General features: G+C 30.4%; 21 protein-coding genes and 1 pseudogene. 12 read left to right on the top strand and 10 right to left on the bottom strand.

What is annotated here, in order from left to right:
* Positions 1-48 precede the first annotated feature (48 nt).
* A complete protein-coding gene (locus ACAM25_RS11540; protein ID WP_369609866.1) occupies positions 49-546 on the top strand; it encodes a hypothetical protein in 498 nt (165 codons plus the stop codon).
* On the opposite strand, the gene ACAM25_RS11535 is transcribed toward ACAM25_RS11540, so the two are convergent.
* Both ACAM25_RS11535 and ACAM25_RS11530 read right to left on the bottom strand, forming a co-directional pair.
* On the bottom strand, positions 516-2,150 hold the full coding sequence (locus ACAM25_RS11535; RefSeq protein WP_369609865.1) for a DEAD/DEAH box helicase: 1,635 nt from the start codon (positions 2,148-2,150) through the stop codon (positions 516-518). The two genes, ACAM25_RS11540 and ACAM25_RS11535, sit on opposite strands and share 31 nt — an antisense overlap.
* Positions 2,113-2,493, bottom strand: a complete 381-nt coding sequence (locus ACAM25_RS11530) for a hypothetical protein (protein WP_369609864.1) — start codon at positions 2,491-2,493, stop codon at positions 2,113-2,115. The genes ACAM25_RS11535 and ACAM25_RS11530 overlap by 38 nt, the downstream gene beginning before the upstream one ends.
* Positions 2,494-2,526: 33 nt before the next feature.
* Here ACAM25_RS11530 and cutA point away from each other — a divergent pair, with 33 nt between their 5' ends.
* From cutA to ACAM25_RS11505, 5 genes and pseudogenes are all read left to right on the top strand, one after another.
* A complete protein-coding gene (cutA, locus tag ACAM25_RS11525) occupies positions 2,527-2,853 on the top strand; it encodes a divalent-cation tolerance protein CutA (RefSeq protein WP_369609863.1) in 327 nt (108 codons plus the stop codon).
* Positions 2,843-3,136, top strand: a complete 294-nt coding sequence (gatC, locus tag ACAM25_RS11520; protein ID WP_369609862.1) for an Asp-tRNA(Asn) amidotransferase subunit GatC — start codon at positions 2,843-2,845, stop codon at positions 3,134-3,136. Before cutA ends, gatC begins: the two co-directional genes overlap by 11 nt.
* Before the next feature lies 1 nt (position 3,137).
* Positions 3,138-4,553 carry an Asp-tRNA(Asn)/Glu-tRNA(Gln) amidotransferase subunit GatA gene (gene gatA, locus ACAM25_RS11515; protein WP_369609861.1) on the top strand — a complete coding sequence of 472 codons (1,416 nt, stop codon included), beginning with the start codon at positions 3,138-3,140 and terminating at the stop codon, positions 4,551-4,553.
* 32 nt (positions 4,554-4,585) lie between these two features.
* Positions 4,586-5,662 (top strand): 4-demethylwyosine synthase TYW1, encoded by a 1,077-nt coding sequence (gene twy1, locus ACAM25_RS11510; protein WP_369609860.1) that lies wholly within the window; start codon positions 4,586-4,588, stop codon positions 5,660-5,662.
* A gap of 39 nt (positions 5,663-5,701) precedes the next feature.
* Positions 5,702-6,313: pseudogene (locus ACAM25_RS11505) on the top strand (DUF120 domain-containing protein); the annotation flags it as partial.
* On the opposite strand, the gene ACAM25_RS11500 reads toward ACAM25_RS11505, so the two are convergent.
* The gene (locus ACAM25_RS11500; RefSeq protein ID WP_369609859.1) at positions 6,304-6,990 is read right to left on the bottom strand and encodes a DUF357 domain-containing protein; all 687 of its coding nucleotides are present in this window, start codon (positions 6,988-6,990) and stop codon (positions 6,304-6,306) included. The pseudogene ACAM25_RS11505 and the gene ACAM25_RS11500 sit on opposite strands and share 10 nt — an antisense overlap.
* Complete coding sequence (dph5, locus tag ACAM25_RS11495; RefSeq protein WP_369609858.1) at positions 6,975-7,739, bottom strand: diphthine synthase; 765 nt, start codon at positions 7,737-7,739, stop codon at positions 6,975-6,977. Before dph5 ends, ACAM25_RS11500 begins: the two co-directional genes overlap by 16 nt.
* A 46-nt stretch (positions 7,740-7,785) precedes the next feature.
* Here dph5 and ACAM25_RS11490 point away from each other — a divergent pair, with 46 nt between their 5' ends.
* From ACAM25_RS11490 to ACAM25_RS11480, 3 genes are read left to right on the top strand one after another with little or no spacing between them, the layout of a single operon-like run.
* Positions 7,786-8,535: a metallophosphoesterase gene (locus tag ACAM25_RS11490; RefSeq protein ID WP_369609857.1), complete on the top strand. Its 750-nt coding sequence runs from the start codon at positions 7,786-7,788 to the stop codon at positions 8,533-8,535.
* 14 nt (positions 8,536-8,549) lie between these two features.
* Positions 8,550-9,173, top strand: a complete 624-nt coding sequence (locus tag ACAM25_RS11485) for a TATA-box-binding protein (protein ID WP_369609856.1) — start codon at positions 8,550-8,552, stop codon at positions 9,171-9,173.
* Positions 9,174-9,197: 24 nt separating this feature from the next.
* Positions 9,198-9,413: a DUF5622 domain-containing protein gene (locus tag ACAM25_RS11480; RefSeq protein WP_369609855.1), complete on the top strand. Its 216-nt coding sequence runs from the start codon at positions 9,198-9,200 to the stop codon at positions 9,411-9,413.
* Position 9,414: 1 nt separating this feature from the next.
* On the opposite strand, the gene ACAM25_RS11475 is transcribed toward ACAM25_RS11480, so the two are convergent.
* Together ACAM25_RS11475 and ACAM25_RS11470 are read right to left on the bottom strand one after the other, a co-directional pair.
* Positions 9,415-10,455, bottom strand: a complete 1,041-nt coding sequence (locus tag ACAM25_RS11475) for a DUF373 family protein (RefSeq protein WP_369609854.1) — start codon at positions 10,453-10,455, stop codon at positions 9,415-9,417.
* Positions 10,427-11,362 carry a coiled-coil protein gene (locus ACAM25_RS11470; protein ID WP_369609853.1) on the bottom strand — a complete coding sequence of 312 codons (936 nt, stop codon included), beginning with the start codon at positions 11,360-11,362 and terminating at the stop codon, positions 10,427-10,429. Before ACAM25_RS11470 ends, ACAM25_RS11475 begins: the two co-directional genes overlap by 29 nt.
* A 161-nt stretch (positions 11,363-11,523) precedes the next feature.
* On the opposite strand from ACAM25_RS11470, the gene ACAM25_RS11465 reads away from it, so the two are divergent.
* The 3 genes from ACAM25_RS11465 (at position 11,524) to ACAM25_RS11455 (ending at position 13,116) form a co-directional block, all read left to right on the top strand.
* The gene (locus ACAM25_RS11465; RefSeq protein ID WP_369609852.1) at positions 11,524-11,802 is read left to right on the top strand and encodes a Gar1/Naf1 family protein; all 279 of its coding nucleotides are present in this window, start codon (positions 11,524-11,526) and stop codon (positions 11,800-11,802) included.
* Entirely contained in the window at positions 11,799-12,677 is an 879-nt protein-coding gene (locus ACAM25_RS11460; RefSeq protein WP_369609851.1) for a transcription initiation factor IIB family protein, read from the top strand. The genes ACAM25_RS11465 and ACAM25_RS11460 overlap by 4 nt, the downstream gene beginning before the upstream one ends.
* 61 nt (positions 12,678-12,738) lie before the next feature.
* Positions 12,739-13,116, top strand: coding sequence for a winged helix-turn-helix domain-containing protein (locus tag ACAM25_RS11455; RefSeq protein WP_369609850.1), 378 nt, complete (start codon positions 12,739-12,741; stop codon positions 13,114-13,116).
* On the opposite strand, the gene ACAM25_RS11450 is transcribed toward ACAM25_RS11455, so the two are convergent.
* Genes ACAM25_RS11450 through ACAM25_RS11435 form a run of 4 tightly spaced genes read right to left on the bottom strand, consistent with a single transcriptional unit; the run spans position 13,105 to position 16,202 of the window.
* Positions 13,105-14,235, bottom strand: a complete 1,131-nt coding sequence (locus tag ACAM25_RS11450; RefSeq protein WP_369609849.1) for a tRNA (guanine(26)-N(2))-dimethyltransferase — start codon at positions 14,233-14,235, stop codon at positions 13,105-13,107. The two genes, ACAM25_RS11455 and ACAM25_RS11450, sit on opposite strands and share 12 nt — an antisense overlap.
* The gene (locus tag ACAM25_RS11445) at positions 14,222-15,097 is read right to left on the bottom strand and encodes a helix-turn-helix domain-containing protein (protein WP_369609848.1); all 876 of its coding nucleotides are present in this window, start codon (positions 15,095-15,097) and stop codon (positions 14,222-14,224) included. Before ACAM25_RS11445 ends, ACAM25_RS11450 begins: the two co-directional genes overlap by 14 nt.
* Positions 15,081-15,500: a DUF61 family protein gene (locus tag ACAM25_RS11440; RefSeq protein WP_369609847.1), complete on the bottom strand. Its 420-nt coding sequence runs from the start codon at positions 15,498-15,500 to the stop codon at positions 15,081-15,083. Before ACAM25_RS11440 ends, ACAM25_RS11445 begins: the two co-directional genes overlap by 17 nt.
* The gene (locus ACAM25_RS11435) at positions 15,501-16,202 is read right to left on the bottom strand and encodes a fibrillarin-like rRNA/tRNA 2'-O-methyltransferase (protein ID WP_369609846.1); all 702 of its coding nucleotides are present in this window, start codon (positions 16,200-16,202) and stop codon (positions 15,501-15,503) included.
* Positions 16,203-16,205: the final 3 nt, after the last annotated feature.

Genomic DNA, 16,205 nt, shown 5'->3' with positions numbered 1-16,205 from the left:
CCTTACAAGGTTATATCATTCAAAAGTTAATATATAACAAGAGTTAAAATGCCTTATGTTGATAAAGGAGCTCGAATATGTAAAGCAAACATTAACTTAGATGCTCAAATAGGAGACATAATAATAACTTATCCTGCATTATTAAAAATAAATAAAAATCTTATAGTTTATCCTCCTCTCTCAAAAATCTCAGATTCGTGTGGAGAAATTATAGAAAGTCCTTCATGGATAGATGGGTATAAGATTAAAGGAGACGAAAAAATAGAGTTTGTTTCTGAAAATATTACAGTAGTGAAAGGAGAACTAAACATAAAATGTAGTAAAATTTTAACAGCTTTCACTTTAAAGAAATTTCTTGATAACTTAGAGATACCATTAAGTAAAGTAAACACTAAAGGATATCCTATAGTTACAATTAACGATATACCACTAGTTTCAATAGATAAGGATAAGGTAATTATTTACTCAAAACCCACAACACCTATTATACGAACTTTTGCATATTCCCTTTTCTATTACATAAGATCGTCTTCAGAACTTGAATAGGAAGTTATACCGAAAGTAATATCTTTTCTCTTTGAAGCTTGATACTCTTCTGCGGTGCCTCTGGTAACTATTTCATATAATTTAGCTACTTTTCCATTACTAGGTCTGAGTAATCTTCCTAACCTTTGAATAAATTGTCTTCTTGATCCCGTACCCGTTACAATTATACCTACATTAGCATCTGGTATATCTAATCCTTCATCCCCAACTGTTGTTAATACTAGAATTCCAGACTTTAAAGTTTTGAATATTTTTAGAATTCTCTCTCTTTCATTCTTATTTGTTTTGCCTGTTATTAAATAAGCGTTATATTTTTTCGCAATTTCTTCTGCTTGCTCCACATATTGTGTAAAAATCAATATTTTGCTTCCATTTTCTTTCTTTATTATATCGTCCAGTACCTTTAGTTTATTTTCAGCCAAATTTACTATTTTCTTCATTTCATTATATATTTTCATTGCTTCAATAGCATTCTGATTCCCTTCTTTCATCAATTGAAGTAACTCAGAAACTTTCTTCCCTCCAGATAGCTTTCTAAATTGTGAAAGAAGAGATGAATATTTCATTTTTTCTTTCGGAGTTAAATCTACTCTTAACTGAATTAATTCATAAGGAGCCAGATAACCTTTCTGTATTAACTCTTGAGGAGTTTTGAAATATATTAAGCCGCCCATTAATTTAAACAATTCTTCATGTTTACCGTCTTCTCTTACTGGAGTAGCAGAAAGAGCGAGTCTTTTAGCAGCTATACACTGTAAAGCTATTTGCTTAAATTTCTCTGCTGGTAAATGATGAGCCTCATCTATTATAAGAAGATTAAACTTTCCTGATAATTCTTTCATATGCCTATATGCTGTGTGATACGTTGTTATAGTAACTGGCCTTATAGTTTTTTCTTGTGAATAGTAAAGACCTACATCGCTTTTGCTTAAATCCGTAAATTTAAATAGTGAGTCTCTCCATTGTATCATTTGATCTTTTGTAAATGTAACTATTAATGTAGATCTCTTAACTTCTGCTAAAATAGCAATTCCAATAACAGTTTTCCCAGCACCAGTTGGCAAAGCAATTACGCCGGAACCATCTTTTTGTTTCCATGTTTCTATAGCTTCTTTTTGATAATCTCTTAATTCCCCTTTGAAATTAACATTTAGTTCTTTTATATCTAACTTTAATTCCCTTATTTTTAATCCATATTCTTCTAATCTATTTTTTAAGATATAATAGTAGTAAGGATAAGTAACATAAACCTTATTCACTTTATCATACTTTAAAATTTCTTTTTCCTTAAGATCTTTCACTATATCTAACATAAAGATGTGAGGCTTTATGAGAAGTTTACCATCCTTTAATTCAAATTCTATGTCGTACTCTGGCAAATACTTTGATATTTCCTTTATCTCATTTTCCTCTAATTTAATTCCTAAATCAGAAAGAGTAGAAATTATATCATCTAACTTTACTTTATTTTTCCTAGCTCTATCTATGTCTATAACAAATTGAGAACCCCTCTCAGTTCTGGATATAAATCTAGAAAAGGTTAATAATCTCTTAAATGTATTCTCATCAAGCCATCGCTGAATATAAAAAGTCTTCAAGAGCACCTTTGATCACTTCAACATAAATGACTTTAATATCACTACCATACTTATTTAAAAAATTCCTTAAATTAGTTATTTGGTATATAAAATAGGTATTACTATCATCACTTGGCTTAAAAATGCCTACTACTTTTAGATCATCTAATGGATACTTTCTATCAGAATATAAGAATATATACAAAACTTCATTTTCGTAAGGATTCACTCTTAAAATTAACCCATCTCCAGTACTTAGCGTAATTCCAATGAATTCTTTTCCTAATTCTTCACACTCACTAATTCCGTAAAATAATGCTTCCCTAAACCCTTCCCAGTTAATAATATCAAGTAACTCTTCAGCTCTCATTGACTTTTAATGATTAAAAGACATTAATTAATTATGTCATATATACTGGCATTAACTACCACTAGTGGAATGGAAACTGCAAAGAAAATAGCAAAAACATTAGTAGATGAAAGATTGGCTGCTTGTGTAAATATTATACCTTATGTAAAATCCTTCTATGTTTGGGAAGGAAAAACAACAGAGGATGATGAGTGTTTACTTATAATAAAAACTCACATAAAAGAAAAAGAAAATTTAATAAGAAGGATAAGGGAACTACATCCCTATACAGTGCCAGAAATTATTATAATAAACTTTAATGATGGGCTACCTGAATATTTAAAATGGATTAGTGAGAGTGTGAAAAGAAATGAAAATTGAAGTTAATGATGAACTTATTTCTAAATTGCAAACCCTAGCATTGCTTGAGCTGAATGAAAAAGAAAAAGAAAGAATAAAGAAAGATATAAAAAATATTTTAGACTTTTTTGATAAAATAAATCAACTTGACTTAACTGGAGTAGAACCGTTGTTTCATCCAATTTCTACTGGTAAGTTAAGAAAAGATGAAATAATAAAGCCGTTAGGCAGAGAAGAGGCATTAAAGAATGTAAAAAGGAAAGAAGATGGATATATTATAGGACCAGCGACTTATGGTGAATAAAATGATCTCTAAACTTATTGAAGATCTACGTAATGGTACACTCGATCCAGAAGAGTACGTAGAAAAAACTTATGAAAAAATTAACAGATTAGAGCCAAAAATAAGGGCTTTTATTACTATAAGAGAAAAAGAAGAAGTAAAGAAAGAAATTAAAGAAAAAATAAGAAGTAAAGGAAAATTAGCCGGGATATTGATTGCAATAAAAGATAACATCTCCACTAAAGGAATAAGAACTACTTGTGCCTCAAAAATGTTGGAAGATTATATACCACCTTATGATGCCACTGTTATAGAGAAATTAAAACAAGAAGGAGCTGTAATTTTAGGCAAAACCAATATGGATGAATTTGCAATGGGATCAACGACAGAAACAAGTTATTTTGGTCCAACTAGAAATCCTTGGGATTTAGAAAGGACTCCAGGTGGAAGTTCCGGTGGTAGTGGAGCTGCTTTAGCTTCTGGAATTGTTGATATAGCACTAGGAAGTGATACTGGAGGTTCTATCAGAGCTCCAGCAGCATTTAATGCAGTATTTGGATTAAAGCCCTCTTATGGAACAGTTAGCAGATTTGGTTTAGTAGCCTATGCCAATAGCTTAGAACAAATAGGACCTATGGCAAAAAACGCTGAAGATCTTGCTGTTCTTTATTCGATAATTTCTGGTGACGATCCTAAAGATGCTACTACTATCCCATTTGAACAAAAAATTGTAGAAAAAGTAAACTTGAAAAATACAAAAATAGGAGTATTAAAGGATATTGTTGATGCCTCTGATAAACCAGTAATTTCAGTCTTTAACACAGCTTTGGATAAACTAAGCTCTGAAGGTGCTATAATTAAAGAAGTAAAATTAGGTTATACGGACTATGCTTTACCAGCATATTACATAATAGCAATGTCAGAAGCTAGTTCGAATTTAGCTAGATACGATGGTGTAAGATATGGCTATAGTAAGTATTCTGAAGGAAATTGGAGAGAGACATTTGCAAAAAATAGGGGAGAAGGATTTGGAATAGAAGTTAAACGAAGGATATTACTAGGTAGTTTTATATTAAGTGCTGGTTATTATGAGGAATTCTATATAAAAGCCTTAAAAATTAGGAGATTAATAAAGGATAGCATAGATAACTTACTGAAAGAATTTGATGTTATTATTTCTCCTACAATGACTGTACTTCCTCCCAAAATCGGAGAAGTAATTGATGACCCAGTAAAAATGTATGCCATGGATGTAAATACTGTAATTGCCAATTTAGCCGGTGTTCCTGCTTTATCTCAACCAGCCGGATTCTATAATGATTTGCCAGTAGGTTTACAGCTTATGGGAAAGTATCTATCAGATTACTATCTTATGACTTTATCTGCTGAAATAGAAAAAGTCTTAAAGCTTTATGATTTAACTGCACCATTAAGTTAAAGTTTTTAATCCAACACTCTGAAATGTAGTAGATGGTAAGTAATCTTAGAATTGACACTTTAAGCTTAATAATGAAAGAGTTAGAGAAAGAAAAATACCACATAGTAGGAAATCATAGCGTATATAAAAAATGTCACTGGACACATGAAGCATTAACATCTGGAAGATATTGCTATAAAGGAAAATTCTACGGTATAGAAAGTCATAGATGTGTACAGATGTCACCTACAGCAGCTTGGTGCTGGTTTAGATGTATTCATTGCTGGAGACTAGAACCAGAAGATATAGGCATCGAATGGGATGAAACTAAAATGCCTGTTCAGGATGACCCAGATATTATAGCTGAGAAAAGTATTGAAGAACATAAAAGAGCAGTATCTGGGTATTTTGGAAGAGAAGGAGTAGATAAAGAAAAAGTCAGAGAAGCAATGACACCTAGACATGTTGCAATTAGCCTTACTGGTGAACCCACCCTCTATGAAAGGTTAGGAGAACTCATAAAAGAGTATCATAAGAGAGGAATGACAACGTTTTTAGTAACTAGTGGAGTTAGGCCAGACATTTTAGCAAACCTAGATGAAGAACCAACACAATTATTTGTGTCTCTTCAGGCTCCTAACGAGTTTAAGCATAAATTAATAAATAGACCTATTGTTGCAAATTCATGGAATTTAGTCATGAGAACATTAGAAATTTTACCTAGCTTTAGTTCGCCTACTGTAATAAGAATGACAATGATAAAAGGATTTAATATGAGTGATGAAGATGCTAAGGAGTTTGCTAAGCTAATGGAAATTGCACAACCTACTTATATAGAAGTTAAAGCATACATGCATGTAGGTCCTTCAACTTATAGACTAAGTAAGGATGCAATGCCTAGACACTCTGAAATTAAAGAATTTGCTTATAAATTAGCTGAATATACTGGCTATAAGATTCTATCTGAGCATGTTCCGAGTAGAATAGTTCTTTTAAGTAAATTAAATAGACCCATACAAATCGGAAATGCTTGGACAAATGATTGGAATTGGGCCACTAAAGATATTGAAGACGATATAAATGGAGAATATAAAGAGGCAGAATTAGGTTGTACGGAGGGAGAGACTTGAAAAGACACACTATTTGCATGTAAACTATTCAAACTACTAAATAATGATAGATTAATAACTCAATCAGAAATTTCTAAAGAAACTGGACTTTCCCAACAGACTATATCAAGAAAATTGAAGGAACTTGAAGATGATGGCTTTATTCAAAGAATTATAACAAAGGATGGAGAATATATTAAACTTACTGATAAGGGAGAAGACGAACTAAAAAAATGTATTGAAGATGTGCTACAACTGATAATGAGAACAAAAGTAGTTCATATTAGGGGTAAAGTTACGGCTGGATTAGGAGAGGGAAGAATATTCTTATCAATACCTTATTATACAGAATCCTTTAAGAAATATTTAGGGTTTGAACCTTATGCTGGCACCTTAAATATAATAATTTATGACAGAATTTCACTAGAAAATAGGTTAATTTTGGACATTGCTAAGGGAATAATTATACCAGAACATAAAGAACCTAACAGAGTATTAGGGAGTGTTAAGGCATTTCCTTCTTCTATCAACTCTATCTCACCAGCTGCAATAGTTATACCAGCAAGAACAACCCATCCTAAAAGTGTAGTAGAGATAATTTCACCATATTATCTAAGAGAAAAATTAAATCTTAAAGATGGAGATGAAGTAGAAGTTGAAGTTTATCTCTGACTACAATATCTTTTTATAACTTCTTGGATTATAGACGTAGTACTAGAGTGAGGCCATTTATTTATTCTTTCTTTTAATCTTACGATTTCAATATTCTCTATTCCTCTTTTCCTTAATTCTTCTTTCAGTTTATTTTCATCAACTTTCTGATCTGGGCCTAAAAACAATATATCTGGTTTAACTCTTTCGACACTTTTTAGAAAATCTTTTTCATCTCCTAAAAAGGCATCATAAACATATCTAATACTCTTAACAACTTCTAATCTTTGATTCTCATTATTTATGGGCTTTCTGCCCTTAATTTTTTCTGAATTAGTATCTCTAGCAACTGAAACATAAACTCTTCCTAACCTTGATGCTTCTCTTAAAAACTCAATGTGACCAGGATGAATAATGTCAAAAGTGCCACCAACAAATACTTTTTTTGATATCTGAGAATCAATATCAAGGTTTTCATTAAATATAACAGAATCTAAAAGACCTTCTGCATACACCACGTCTACTAACGCAGTTACTTCGTCTCCTTTTTCTAAATAATATTTTGCATCATCAGTGTATTGCCTCGCTAGATCAAGTATTTTCCTATATTTATCACATATATTGCCAGGTATTTTCTGCAACCTCTCTTCCATCCCTTTTATATATTTTTCTACTCTACTTCTTATTTCATTAGACATTTTATAGCTTCAACCTCCATGAAGTGCAATTTATCTGTAGGGAATACAATAATATGAGGTGGTTCCTTAAATTTATAATTTGATATATCTTTAACCTTAAGAGCAACTACCTCTTCATCTTCACAACCTAATCTCTGACCTATAATAATAACTCTCTCATCAGTAATTAAACCCTTCTTTTCAATTCTTTCCATTTCTATTAACAACTCAATAGCTTCTTTTGCTGACATTGCTTTACCCTCCTTTAAATCAAGATATAATATGGTATGTAAACCTCTTACGAAGTTATCATAAATCACGTTATAAGGGGTTGTATCAATTTTCTCACCGTAAGGATAAGCTATCGTAACAGATTTTCCAAATTTATATGAAGATAGCATAGACTTTGACATAATATAACAATGTACCGATATTGCTGGTACAACTACGAACTCATGTCCTTTCACTTTAGCCTCAACGATAAGACTAACGTGAGTTGTAGCTATCATTGGATCTCCTATAGTCACTATGCATACATTATTTTTTTCAGATAATAATTTGATTATTTCTTTACTATTATTCTCTATGTACTTTCTATCTACAGTAAGCAAGTTACTATTTAAAGTTTTGATAAAATCTGGAGTTAGATCGCATGATAATGATGTATAAGTCTCGAATAGGACAATATCACAAGATTTTATCTCATTTATTGCTTTTTCTGTTAAAAATCTTTTAGACAATCCTAAACCTATAAGTTTAAGTGTTGCCATTGTATCTAAACTGACATTTATTAGTATTAAATTAGACTATAAAATGATGATAAGTCTAACTGAGGATATTTTCATTGATGAAGATTTACCTGTTATATATATTAAGAGATTAAATTCTATTGTACTTTCTGACGTTCACATAGGTTATGAGGAAGAAATGGCATCAAAAGGAATATTTATACCTAAAGTACAAAAGAAGAGGTTCCTAACTATTTTTAGAAGAGCAAGAGAAGTATTTAAAACTAATAAATTAATTATTAATGGAGATCTAAAACATACGTTTAACAGACTAACCAAGCAAGAGAAAAACGAGCTTACTGAAATTTTCCAAGAGTTGAAAGATGATGGAACAGAAATTACTATTGTTAAAGGAAATCATGATAACTATCTCTCTTTAGTTACAGAAAAATTTGATAATATTAAGCTTGTAGACTCATTAACAGTAGATAACCTAACTATCTTTCATGGTCACTTAAACATACCAATAGAAGAAAACAAAGTTTACATAATAGGACATGAGCATCCAAGATTAGGATTAAGAGATAAATTAGGATTTATCAGAAGAATGCAATGCTTCCTCGTAACTCCCCTTAAAAATAACTCTAAAGTAATAGTTTTACCGGCTATAGGAATCTATCAGGCTGGAAATGATATATCGTTAATTCATTCTAACTATATGTCACAAATTATGCGTGAATACTCAATTCTAGAAAAAGCTAAACCATATGTTATTATCGAAAAAGAAGGAATAATGGAATTCCCAGAACTAGGATTGCTTAAGGACATTCTACTTTAAATAGCAATTTATAAATGTGTATTTATAAAGTATTTTGTAGGTGGTCAAATATCCCAGAAATACCTTACAAGGCAGTAGTAAATATTGAAAACATTGTAGCAACTGTCACCCTGGATCAAAATTTAGATTTATATGCTATGGAAAGAAGCGTTCCTAATGTTGAATATGATCCAGACCAATTCCCTGGATTAATTTTTAGACTTGAAGCACCAAAAGTTACCTCACTCATATTTAAGTCTGGTAAAATGGTAGTTACTGGAGCAAAAAGCACAGATGAACTAATTAAAGCTGTAAAAAGAATAATAAAAACACTTAAAAAGTATGGCATGAATTTAACCGGAAAACCTAAAATACAAATTCAAAATATTGTAGCATCAGCTAATTTACACGTTATTGTAAATTTAGATAAAGCAGCATTCCTTTTAGAAAATAATATGTATGAACCAGAACAGTTTCCTGGGCTAATATACAGAATGGATGATCCTAGAGTTGTTCTCTTAATCTTTAGCAGTGGGAAAATGGTGATTACTGGAGCTAAAAGAGAAGAAGAAGTTCACAAAGCCGTAAAGAAGATATTCGATAAATTAGTAGAGCTTGACTGCGTGAAACCTTTCGAAGAGGAAGAGTTAGAGTTTTAAGTTATTAAACATTAGGTGATAAACATGACTTTAAAACATAAAAAATACGTTTATGTACAATTAGACAAAAATAAATATGCTAAAATAAGATATCTAAAATCATATGAAAAAGCAGAAAAAGCAAATGACGTAAATGCATATATTATTCTAGGTAAAGTAGTAACAAGAGTAAGCAAGAAGGCTAAGATTTTAAAGAAAGAAGATTTACCAGTAGAATTAAGAGATAAATTACCTAAATAATTTATGTTAAACGTTTTTCTATTATTGAAAATACAACATAAAGAGATACTAAGACCATTGTTATTATTGATAAAGTGTACATTGTCTGTAATTGAACTCCTATTATATTTTCCTCAAAGTTTTTAGATATTAGCACGATCATATAATAGATTATAATTATTGATATTATTCTAAAAATATCATGCCATACCTTTATGTCTTTATTCATTACTTTACTTATCGCTTTTGCTCCAAACAATACAACTACAGCAAATACTATAAATGGCAAGATTACAGTTAATATTTCGAAAACAGAAGAAACATCGTATACTTTTATTGTTATACCAACGTAATAGCCTTCTACAATCCCTATTATTGTTGAAATAATAGAAATTATAGCAGCTATAACCATAATAGTAGAGTTTTCCCACCATTGTTCTATGTACTCATCAATTCTTAAACCTCTAACAAGCAATGCAAGCCCAACAACAATAAGTATTGCTGGAGTTGCATATATTGTTAAATTTAACAAAGAGAAAATACCTATAATTATTAATATAATCCCAGGCACGCCTAAAAAAATTCTTGCAAATCTAGGATCAGAAATGGCTTTTCTAATATATCTACCTAAGAGAACATAAGTCTCTTCTACCCCTCTATACTGTTCAACAATAACTCTTTCTATGCCAATAACTTTTAACTTAGACTGAATAATTGGTATTGCTTTGGCATCTTCTGGGCTATCATATACTATTATTGCTTCTTCAGCATTAGTGATTTCTATTGCTTTATCTAATTTTTTAGCAAAGTCAATTTGACTTTCTACATTACTTTTCTCAGATCCAGAAATAAAGGCTATTTCTACATTATTGTTTTCTTTACGAAGCTTCTTATATATATTATATGCTACTACCATTGTATTGAAATCGGAGTCCGTTGGAATAGTCTCTGATGCTATTTCAATTGCTTTTTTTACTTTTTCTTCACCTATTGCAGGAGTATCTACTCCTATTTTGCCTAAATCGTCATCAATATCAACGTAAATTATTAGAATCTTGCTCATTATTATCTTTATCATTGTAGTATAATATTAAAAGTTCATCAAATGTCAATCTCTTATTATTCTTTAATTTCTCCTCAACTTTCTTACGTTTATTCTCAATTATCTCCTTATTAACATTTTTGAGTTGTTGTTCATAAACTTCGGTAACATTTCTAGATTTTAACATATCTCTTATTTTTTTCAATTCCTCTCTATATTTTCTTAGCTCCTCCTTCTTTTCATTTATCTTATTCTTAAGTTCATTATTTTTATTTACTAGATCATTAATTTGATTATTTAATGTTTCTATTTCTTTCTTTAAGGAATCTCTCTCGCTTTTTAACTGTTGATAAATCTTAATCTTCTCTGAAATCTGATTTCTTAATTCAACTATTCTTTGTCTAATAGTAGATAACTCAACTCTTTTAGCTAAAAGCTCTGCTCTACTCTCAGTATTCTTTTCTTTTAATTGAGCTAATTTCTTAGCAACTTCCAATTTTTTCTCCAAACTAGCTATTCTTAATATTATCTTTTTTTCCTCTTCTAATGTTAAGCTTGAAGTTTGTAACTTCCATTCCAATTGCTCAATTCTTCGTAAAATTTGAGATGGGTCTAATTTTTCTTTAACCTTATCTATATTCTTTATCTGCTCAAACTCTTTCTTTATCTCGTTTATTACCTGTATAAGGCTTTGTTTCTGCATAGAAAGTTGCTTTATTTCTTCACTTTTAGCCTTTAACTCATCTCTTAATTGCTTAATTTGTTCTCTTACTTCTTTAAGTTTACTAACTTTTTCCCTCCTCTTATCTCTCAATTTTCTTATATTTTCTATAACTTTTTGTCTCTCTTCCCTTAGCTTTCTTAATTCCTCAGAAGCTTTTGATAGCTTTTGTTGAAGCTCTTCTTCTGATTCAACTGAGTCGCTCATTCGTATATCACTACTATTCAAAAGTTATTATAGTTATTTCTGATACTCAATATAAGCTTTAAAGCCAATAATCTTAATCCTAAGCATGATAATACCTTATCTTCTTTTCCTAGAGTATTATTATAAATACTAACTAATATACCAAATGAGATATAATATTTGTGACAAAGATTAGACTTGTTGAGATTGGAGAATTTTACAAAGATACACTGAATAATAAGTGGCTTTTAAAGGGTAATCCAAAAGTAGATTTTTCATCTCAAGAATATACAGGCAAAGTCTTAATTGATGAAAAAGGCAACAGAGTAGGTAAAATTCTAGATGTTATAGGAAATGTTAATGAGCCCTATGTACTTGTTATGCCGATATCAAACTCAAAACCTGAAGGAAAATTATACGTTGAATTTAAAGAAAAGAGAAAAGGAGGAAGAAGAAAATGAAGTGCCCCAACTGTGGAAGTGAGAGTGTTAGAGTAGATGTTAATAGAGGAACATATATTTGTACAAACTGTGGATTCGTTATTGATGATTACGTCATTGACCAAGGACCTGAATGGAGAGCATATACTGAAGAAGATAGGTTAGAGAGAGAAAGAACAGGATCACCAATTACTGCGAAAGTACATGATTATGGATTAACCACAAAAATCGGTTATTCAAAGGTAAACAATAGGGCCAAAATTGAAAAGTTAAGGGCAATTCAAAATAAGCTTAGAGTTTCTCCTAAAGATAGGAAATTAGTAACTTACTTATCTGTATTAAACAATGAAGCAGCAAAATTAAATTTGCCAGAATATGTAAAAGAAACAGCCTCTCTTCTTATTAGAAAAATCATTGAAGAGGGTAAAGCAAAAAGAATAGATATGTACACTCTTATAGCAGCCGTGCTTTATTATTCTTGTCAAGTTAATAAAATACCGAAGTCTCTTCAGGAAATAAAAGCCAATTATGGTATTTCATCTAGCGAATTATGGAAAGCTTTGGAAAGAGTTCAAAAAGTTGCTAAAAGTTCATTAGAGTTCAGGCCCAACATTAGGCCAACAGAATATATTCCTAAAATCGTAGAAAAATTGAGTCTTCCCCCATTTGTATCCACAAAAGCATCAGAATTAGTTGATCTCATGCATAGGTATGGACTAACAAGCGGTAAAGGATATACTGCATTAGCTGCAGCTAGCGTATATTTAATGAGTACTCTTATGGACGTAAAGAAAACTCAAAAAGATATTGCAAATGCATTGAATATAACAGAAGTTACAATAAGAAATAGATATAAGGAAATTATATCTAATTTCGAAATAGAGGTAAAACTTTAAGAGACAATAAAATAAATAAGCAAGTTTAACAATATATTATTATAGCCAACACGGTGGTTGTATGGAATCAACTACATCATCATATGAAGATCTCGCTTATCAAAAGATAAAGGAAGCTGGAGATAATGGAATTCCTCAAAAAGATTTGATTAAGGAATTGGGCTTATCTACTAAAGAAGCAAGTTTGATAATTAAAAAGCTTATCGAGAAAAAAAAGATAATTAAAAGATCTGTAAAAGAAAATGGGAAAAGTATTATAAAGTTATTTGCCATAGATGATGATGGAATAGATATATATGTTAGTTTATCTTCTATTATAGAAATTCCTTGTTATACTTGTAAGAACCTAAAGAAATGCGGTAATGGAAGCTATATTTCGCCCTCTACTTGTCCCCAGTTATCAAAATATCTTTTATCTAATTCAAACTCAGCTAGTTAATTTTTTAATACATTCATTCACTTCATCCATTCCTTTATCGCTTTTTATACCCCTATAGTCAAAATGAGTAACTGAAGCTGAACCTAAACATTTTATTATATATTCTCTTTTTGGAATATTTCTTTTTAGATAGGAAGAAAGAATATCTATTCTATAATAAGGATTATCATATTTAGATTCTTTTATTATTATATCCAAAAGTTTATTTATAGTAAAATAATTATCTAAATAAGAAAAGTCATTTAGTTTATCTCTCATTTTTTCTACGAAATCTTTTTCCCACAATGTGCCTAACCAAGCCGGCCCATATTTTTTCATATCTATCCCACATTTAGGACATTTTTTCTTTTCTAAATACTCGCTAGCTTCTCTTAATCCGCATTTAGGACACTCATAATAATAGCCTTGTTTTGATAATAAATTATCGGCCTTTTTTGCTCCACTCTCTACTCTAAAAACTACCCTATAATAATAGTCAAAATAAAACGAAAATACTGGATAAGCAGCTTTTTCTAGTATAGCAGATTCTCTGATTACCTTAGCTATAAGACCTCTAATTCCAGCCTCTTTTGAAAAGCTTAATTTATCGCAAATTAAATCATATTTTCTCCTAGCTGAGGATTTAGAAGAACATTCTAATGCAGACAAATCAGTAGCTGTAAATGCAACATATCCTTTATTAATTACGCTATTTATAGATGATAATATAAAAGGAGAAGGAGATCCAAAAGGATCAATATCTACAAATTCTGCTTTGACCTCATATAGTAATGAATTTGCATCTCTTGTGGTAATTTGAGCTTCTACTTTATTTTTTTCAATGTTTTTTCTTATTAATTCTGTTGCTAGTGGATTCTTATCATTTAATATTAATTTTTCAACTCCACCCACTTCAATATAATAACGTAGTCCCCTGATCCCAGATGCCGACAACGCATCAATTATACTTTTAGGCTTTATTACACTTACTATTAAAACACTGATATCCCTATTTAATTTCATCCTAGGATTATAAAACACTGGAGCCCAACTAGGGTCAAATTTTCCATTCTTCTCGTAATCTTTAGGATTTGGCACTAATAAAGAAACCTTTCCTTCTTTTATCTCAATCAAATTCATAGCTCATAATTTCGTTTTCAGTAAGAGTATTAAAGTCCTCTTTTTCATATATTTTTTTACTTTTACTCTCTTTCACTATTACTATTAGTTCCGCCCTCATTTTATTAGTAATCTTTTTCGCTTCGCTAAATTTCTTTAAAGATTTGTTTACATTCTCATCTTCCATTGAAAACATAATTTTTCTATCTCCCTTTAATGCAATAATATCAACAGCCGTAAAGTTCATTCTTACAACTTTAAACCCTTTTTCAGTTAAGCTTATACTCATCTTATCAGTTGTATCGTAAGACTCTGTATCAGTTTTTTCCTCAACCTTAAAATTACTTAAAACATCACCTAAAATTTCTTCTCCAAATAACTCTACTAATTTCTCAGCTATATCAATAGAAACATAAGAATCTTCCCTTTCATAATCATATATCGAAATCCTGGAAACTCCAAGAGCTTGAGCGACTTCTCCTAGACTTAACCCCATTTCTTCTCTTTTCTTTTTTAACTCTTTTGAATTTATTTTAACGAAAAGTCCTCCCCTTGTCTTGTATAAGAAAACTTTTTCTCCATCTAATATTTTCTGAAATGTTTCTATATTCATTCCAAGAATGTTTCCTTTGTCATTTATTATCTCTTCTTCAGTTGACTCATCTATAATAACAGGAATACCAAGACCAATTTTAGCAATATTTTTCAGATCAGATTTAACTTTTAATGATTTTTTACTTTCTACTATCTTAACTATCATTCTACTATTTCTATTAACAGCTATTATATCTATGGATTTCTCTTTTTTATCTGGGTAATTAATCATAGAATACTCTAATGATCTTTTTGAAAGCAATTCAGCAACATCAGTAATAGTAACCATCTTCCTCATCCTCTTTCGCAATACTTATAGGACTTAATGTTATAATTATTAAAGATTTATATTCTTTTATTATTTTTTCAACATCTCCAGTCCTTAGTCCCTTGCTTACATCTTTATTAAGTAAGATCGATAATGCCTTAATCTCCCACTCACTTCCATTAACCAAATATTCTCCAGGATCTAACGTCTTTACTATTACAAAAGGTATCTTTACTAAAGACCATAAATATATAGGAATAATATTAGAAAGTTTTTTAATTTCTTCTATCTTCATAGTGTGAGAATATCCGTCAGACAATTTTATACTTAATTTTCCATTAAGTGCATCTCTTAAGCTAACAAATTCTTGTGGATAAAAACTTAAAAAATTCTTTAAACCAATTTCAAATATTTTATCTATCATTCACTTTCCCTTATATTTTGATAACACCATAGCATGATCTTTATCATACGGGTCTAATTGAACTACTTGTAACACATCAAAGTTAGCCTCTTTTAATTTATTTACTTCCATTTCATAAATCTCCGTAGGTTCTTTCGTAACATCAATACTTCTAGCCTTTATAGCTAAGAGCATATAACCATTTTCTTTTAAGAAAAATCTAGCGTTGTAAATAGCTATATCTGTTTCATCTGGTTGTGCAATATCTACATACAATACGTCAACGTCCTCTACTAATGTCCTATAATATTGAGGAAACCTAGCATCAGCTAAAATTGGGAATAAATTAGGTCTATGTTGAGCAACTAATAAGAACTCCCTTACAACTCTTGGAGAGAATTCAACACCATAAACTTTACCTTCTAATTCTACAATATCTGATATATGACTAGGAGTTGTACCAGATGCTGCACCAAGGTAAAGTACTTTTGTGCCTTTAACGATTGGATTTTGCTTTAAACCTTTTAAAATAGCCCCTCCTAATTTGCTTCTAAATGCATTCCATTCTCTATATTCTATTCCTTCTACTTTAAATAATCTTTCCCCGTACACACTAAAGCCTGGAGCTAGATTTTTAGTACATAACCTTGTAGTACCGTCATTAAATTCACACTGATATACATTTTCAAACTGAGTCTTTGATATTTTAACTAATTCTGACATAAT

It is taken from the genome of Sulfurisphaera javensis (assembly GCF_041154675.1).
Taxonomy (GTDB): Archaea; Thermoproteota; Thermoprotei_A; order Sulfolobales; family Sulfolobaceae; genus Sulfurisphaera; species Sulfurisphaera javensis.
The sequence above is the reverse complement of the archived record's forward strand: the minus strand, read 5'-3'. Positions and strand labels throughout refer to the sequence as shown.

Bases quoted from the DNA above. Each gene is read 5' to 3' on its own strand.
- ACAM25_RS11480 (WP_369609855.1), top strand. From the start codon at position 9,198: ATGACTTTAAAACATAAAAAATACGTTTATGTACAATTAGACAAAAAT.
- ACAM25_RS11445 (WP_369609848.1), bottom strand. From the start codon at position 15,097: ATGGTTACTATTACTGATGTTGCTGAATTGCTTTCAAAAAGATCATTA.
- cutA (WP_369609863.1), top strand. From the start codon at position 2,527: ATGTCATATATACTGGCATTAACTACCACTAGTGGAATGGAAACTGCA.
- ACAM25_RS11530 (WP_369609864.1), bottom strand. From the start codon at position 2,493: ATGAGAGCTGAAGAGTTACTTGATATTATTAACTGGGAAGGGTTTAGG.
- dph5 (WP_369609858.1), bottom strand. From the start codon at position 7,739: ATGGCAACACTTAAACTTATAGGTTTAGGATTGTCTAAAAGATTTTTA.
- ACAM25_RS11490 (WP_369609857.1), top strand. From the start codon at position 7,786: ATGATAAGTCTAACTGAGGATATTTTCATTGATGAAGATTTACCTGTT.
- ACAM25_RS11540 (WP_369609866.1), top strand. From the start codon at position 49: ATGCCTTATGTTGATAAAGGAGCTCGAATATGTAAAGCAAACATTAAC.
- ACAM25_RS11455 (WP_369609850.1), top strand. From the start codon at position 12,739: ATGGAATCAACTACATCATCATATGAAGATCTCGCTTATCAAAAGATA.
- ACAM25_RS11470 (WP_369609853.1), bottom strand. From the start codon at position 11,362: ATGAGCGACTCAGTTGAATCAGAAGAAGAGCTTCAACAAAAGCTATCA.
- ACAM25_RS11485 (WP_369609856.1), top strand. From the start codon at position 8,550: ATGTGTATTTATAAAGTATTTTGTAGGTGGTCAAATATCCCAGAAATA.
- ACAM25_RS11500 (WP_369609859.1), bottom strand. From the start codon at position 6,990: ATGTCTAATGAAATAAGAAGTAGAGTAGAAAAATATATAAAAGGGATG.
- twy1 (WP_369609860.1), top strand. From the start codon at position 4,586: ATGGTAAGTAATCTTAGAATTGACACTTTAAGCTTAATAATGAAAGAG.
- gatC (WP_369609862.1), top strand. From the start codon at position 2,843: ATGAAAATTGAAGTTAATGATGAACTTATTTCTAAATTGCAAACCCTA.
- ACAM25_RS11475 (WP_369609854.1), bottom strand. From the start codon at position 10,455: ATGAGCAAGATTCTAATAATTTACGTTGATATTGATGACGATTTAGGC.
- ACAM25_RS11435 (WP_369609846.1), bottom strand. From the start codon at position 16,202: ATGTCAGAATTAGTTAAAATATCAAAGACTCAGTTTGAAAATGTATAT.
- ACAM25_RS11460 (WP_369609851.1), top strand. From the start codon at position 11,799: ATGAAGTGCCCCAACTGTGGAAGTGAGAGTGTTAGAGTAGATGTTAAT.
- gatA (WP_369609861.1), top strand. From the start codon at position 3,138: ATGATCTCTAAACTTATTGAAGATCTACGTAATGGTACACTCGATCCA.
- ACAM25_RS11440 (WP_369609847.1), bottom strand. From the start codon at position 15,500: ATGATAGATAAAATATTTGAAATTGGTTTAAAGAATTTTTTAAGTTTT.
- ACAM25_RS11450 (WP_369609849.1), bottom strand. From the start codon at position 14,235: ATGAATTTGATTGAGATAAAAGAAGGAAAGGTTTCTTTATTAGTGCCA.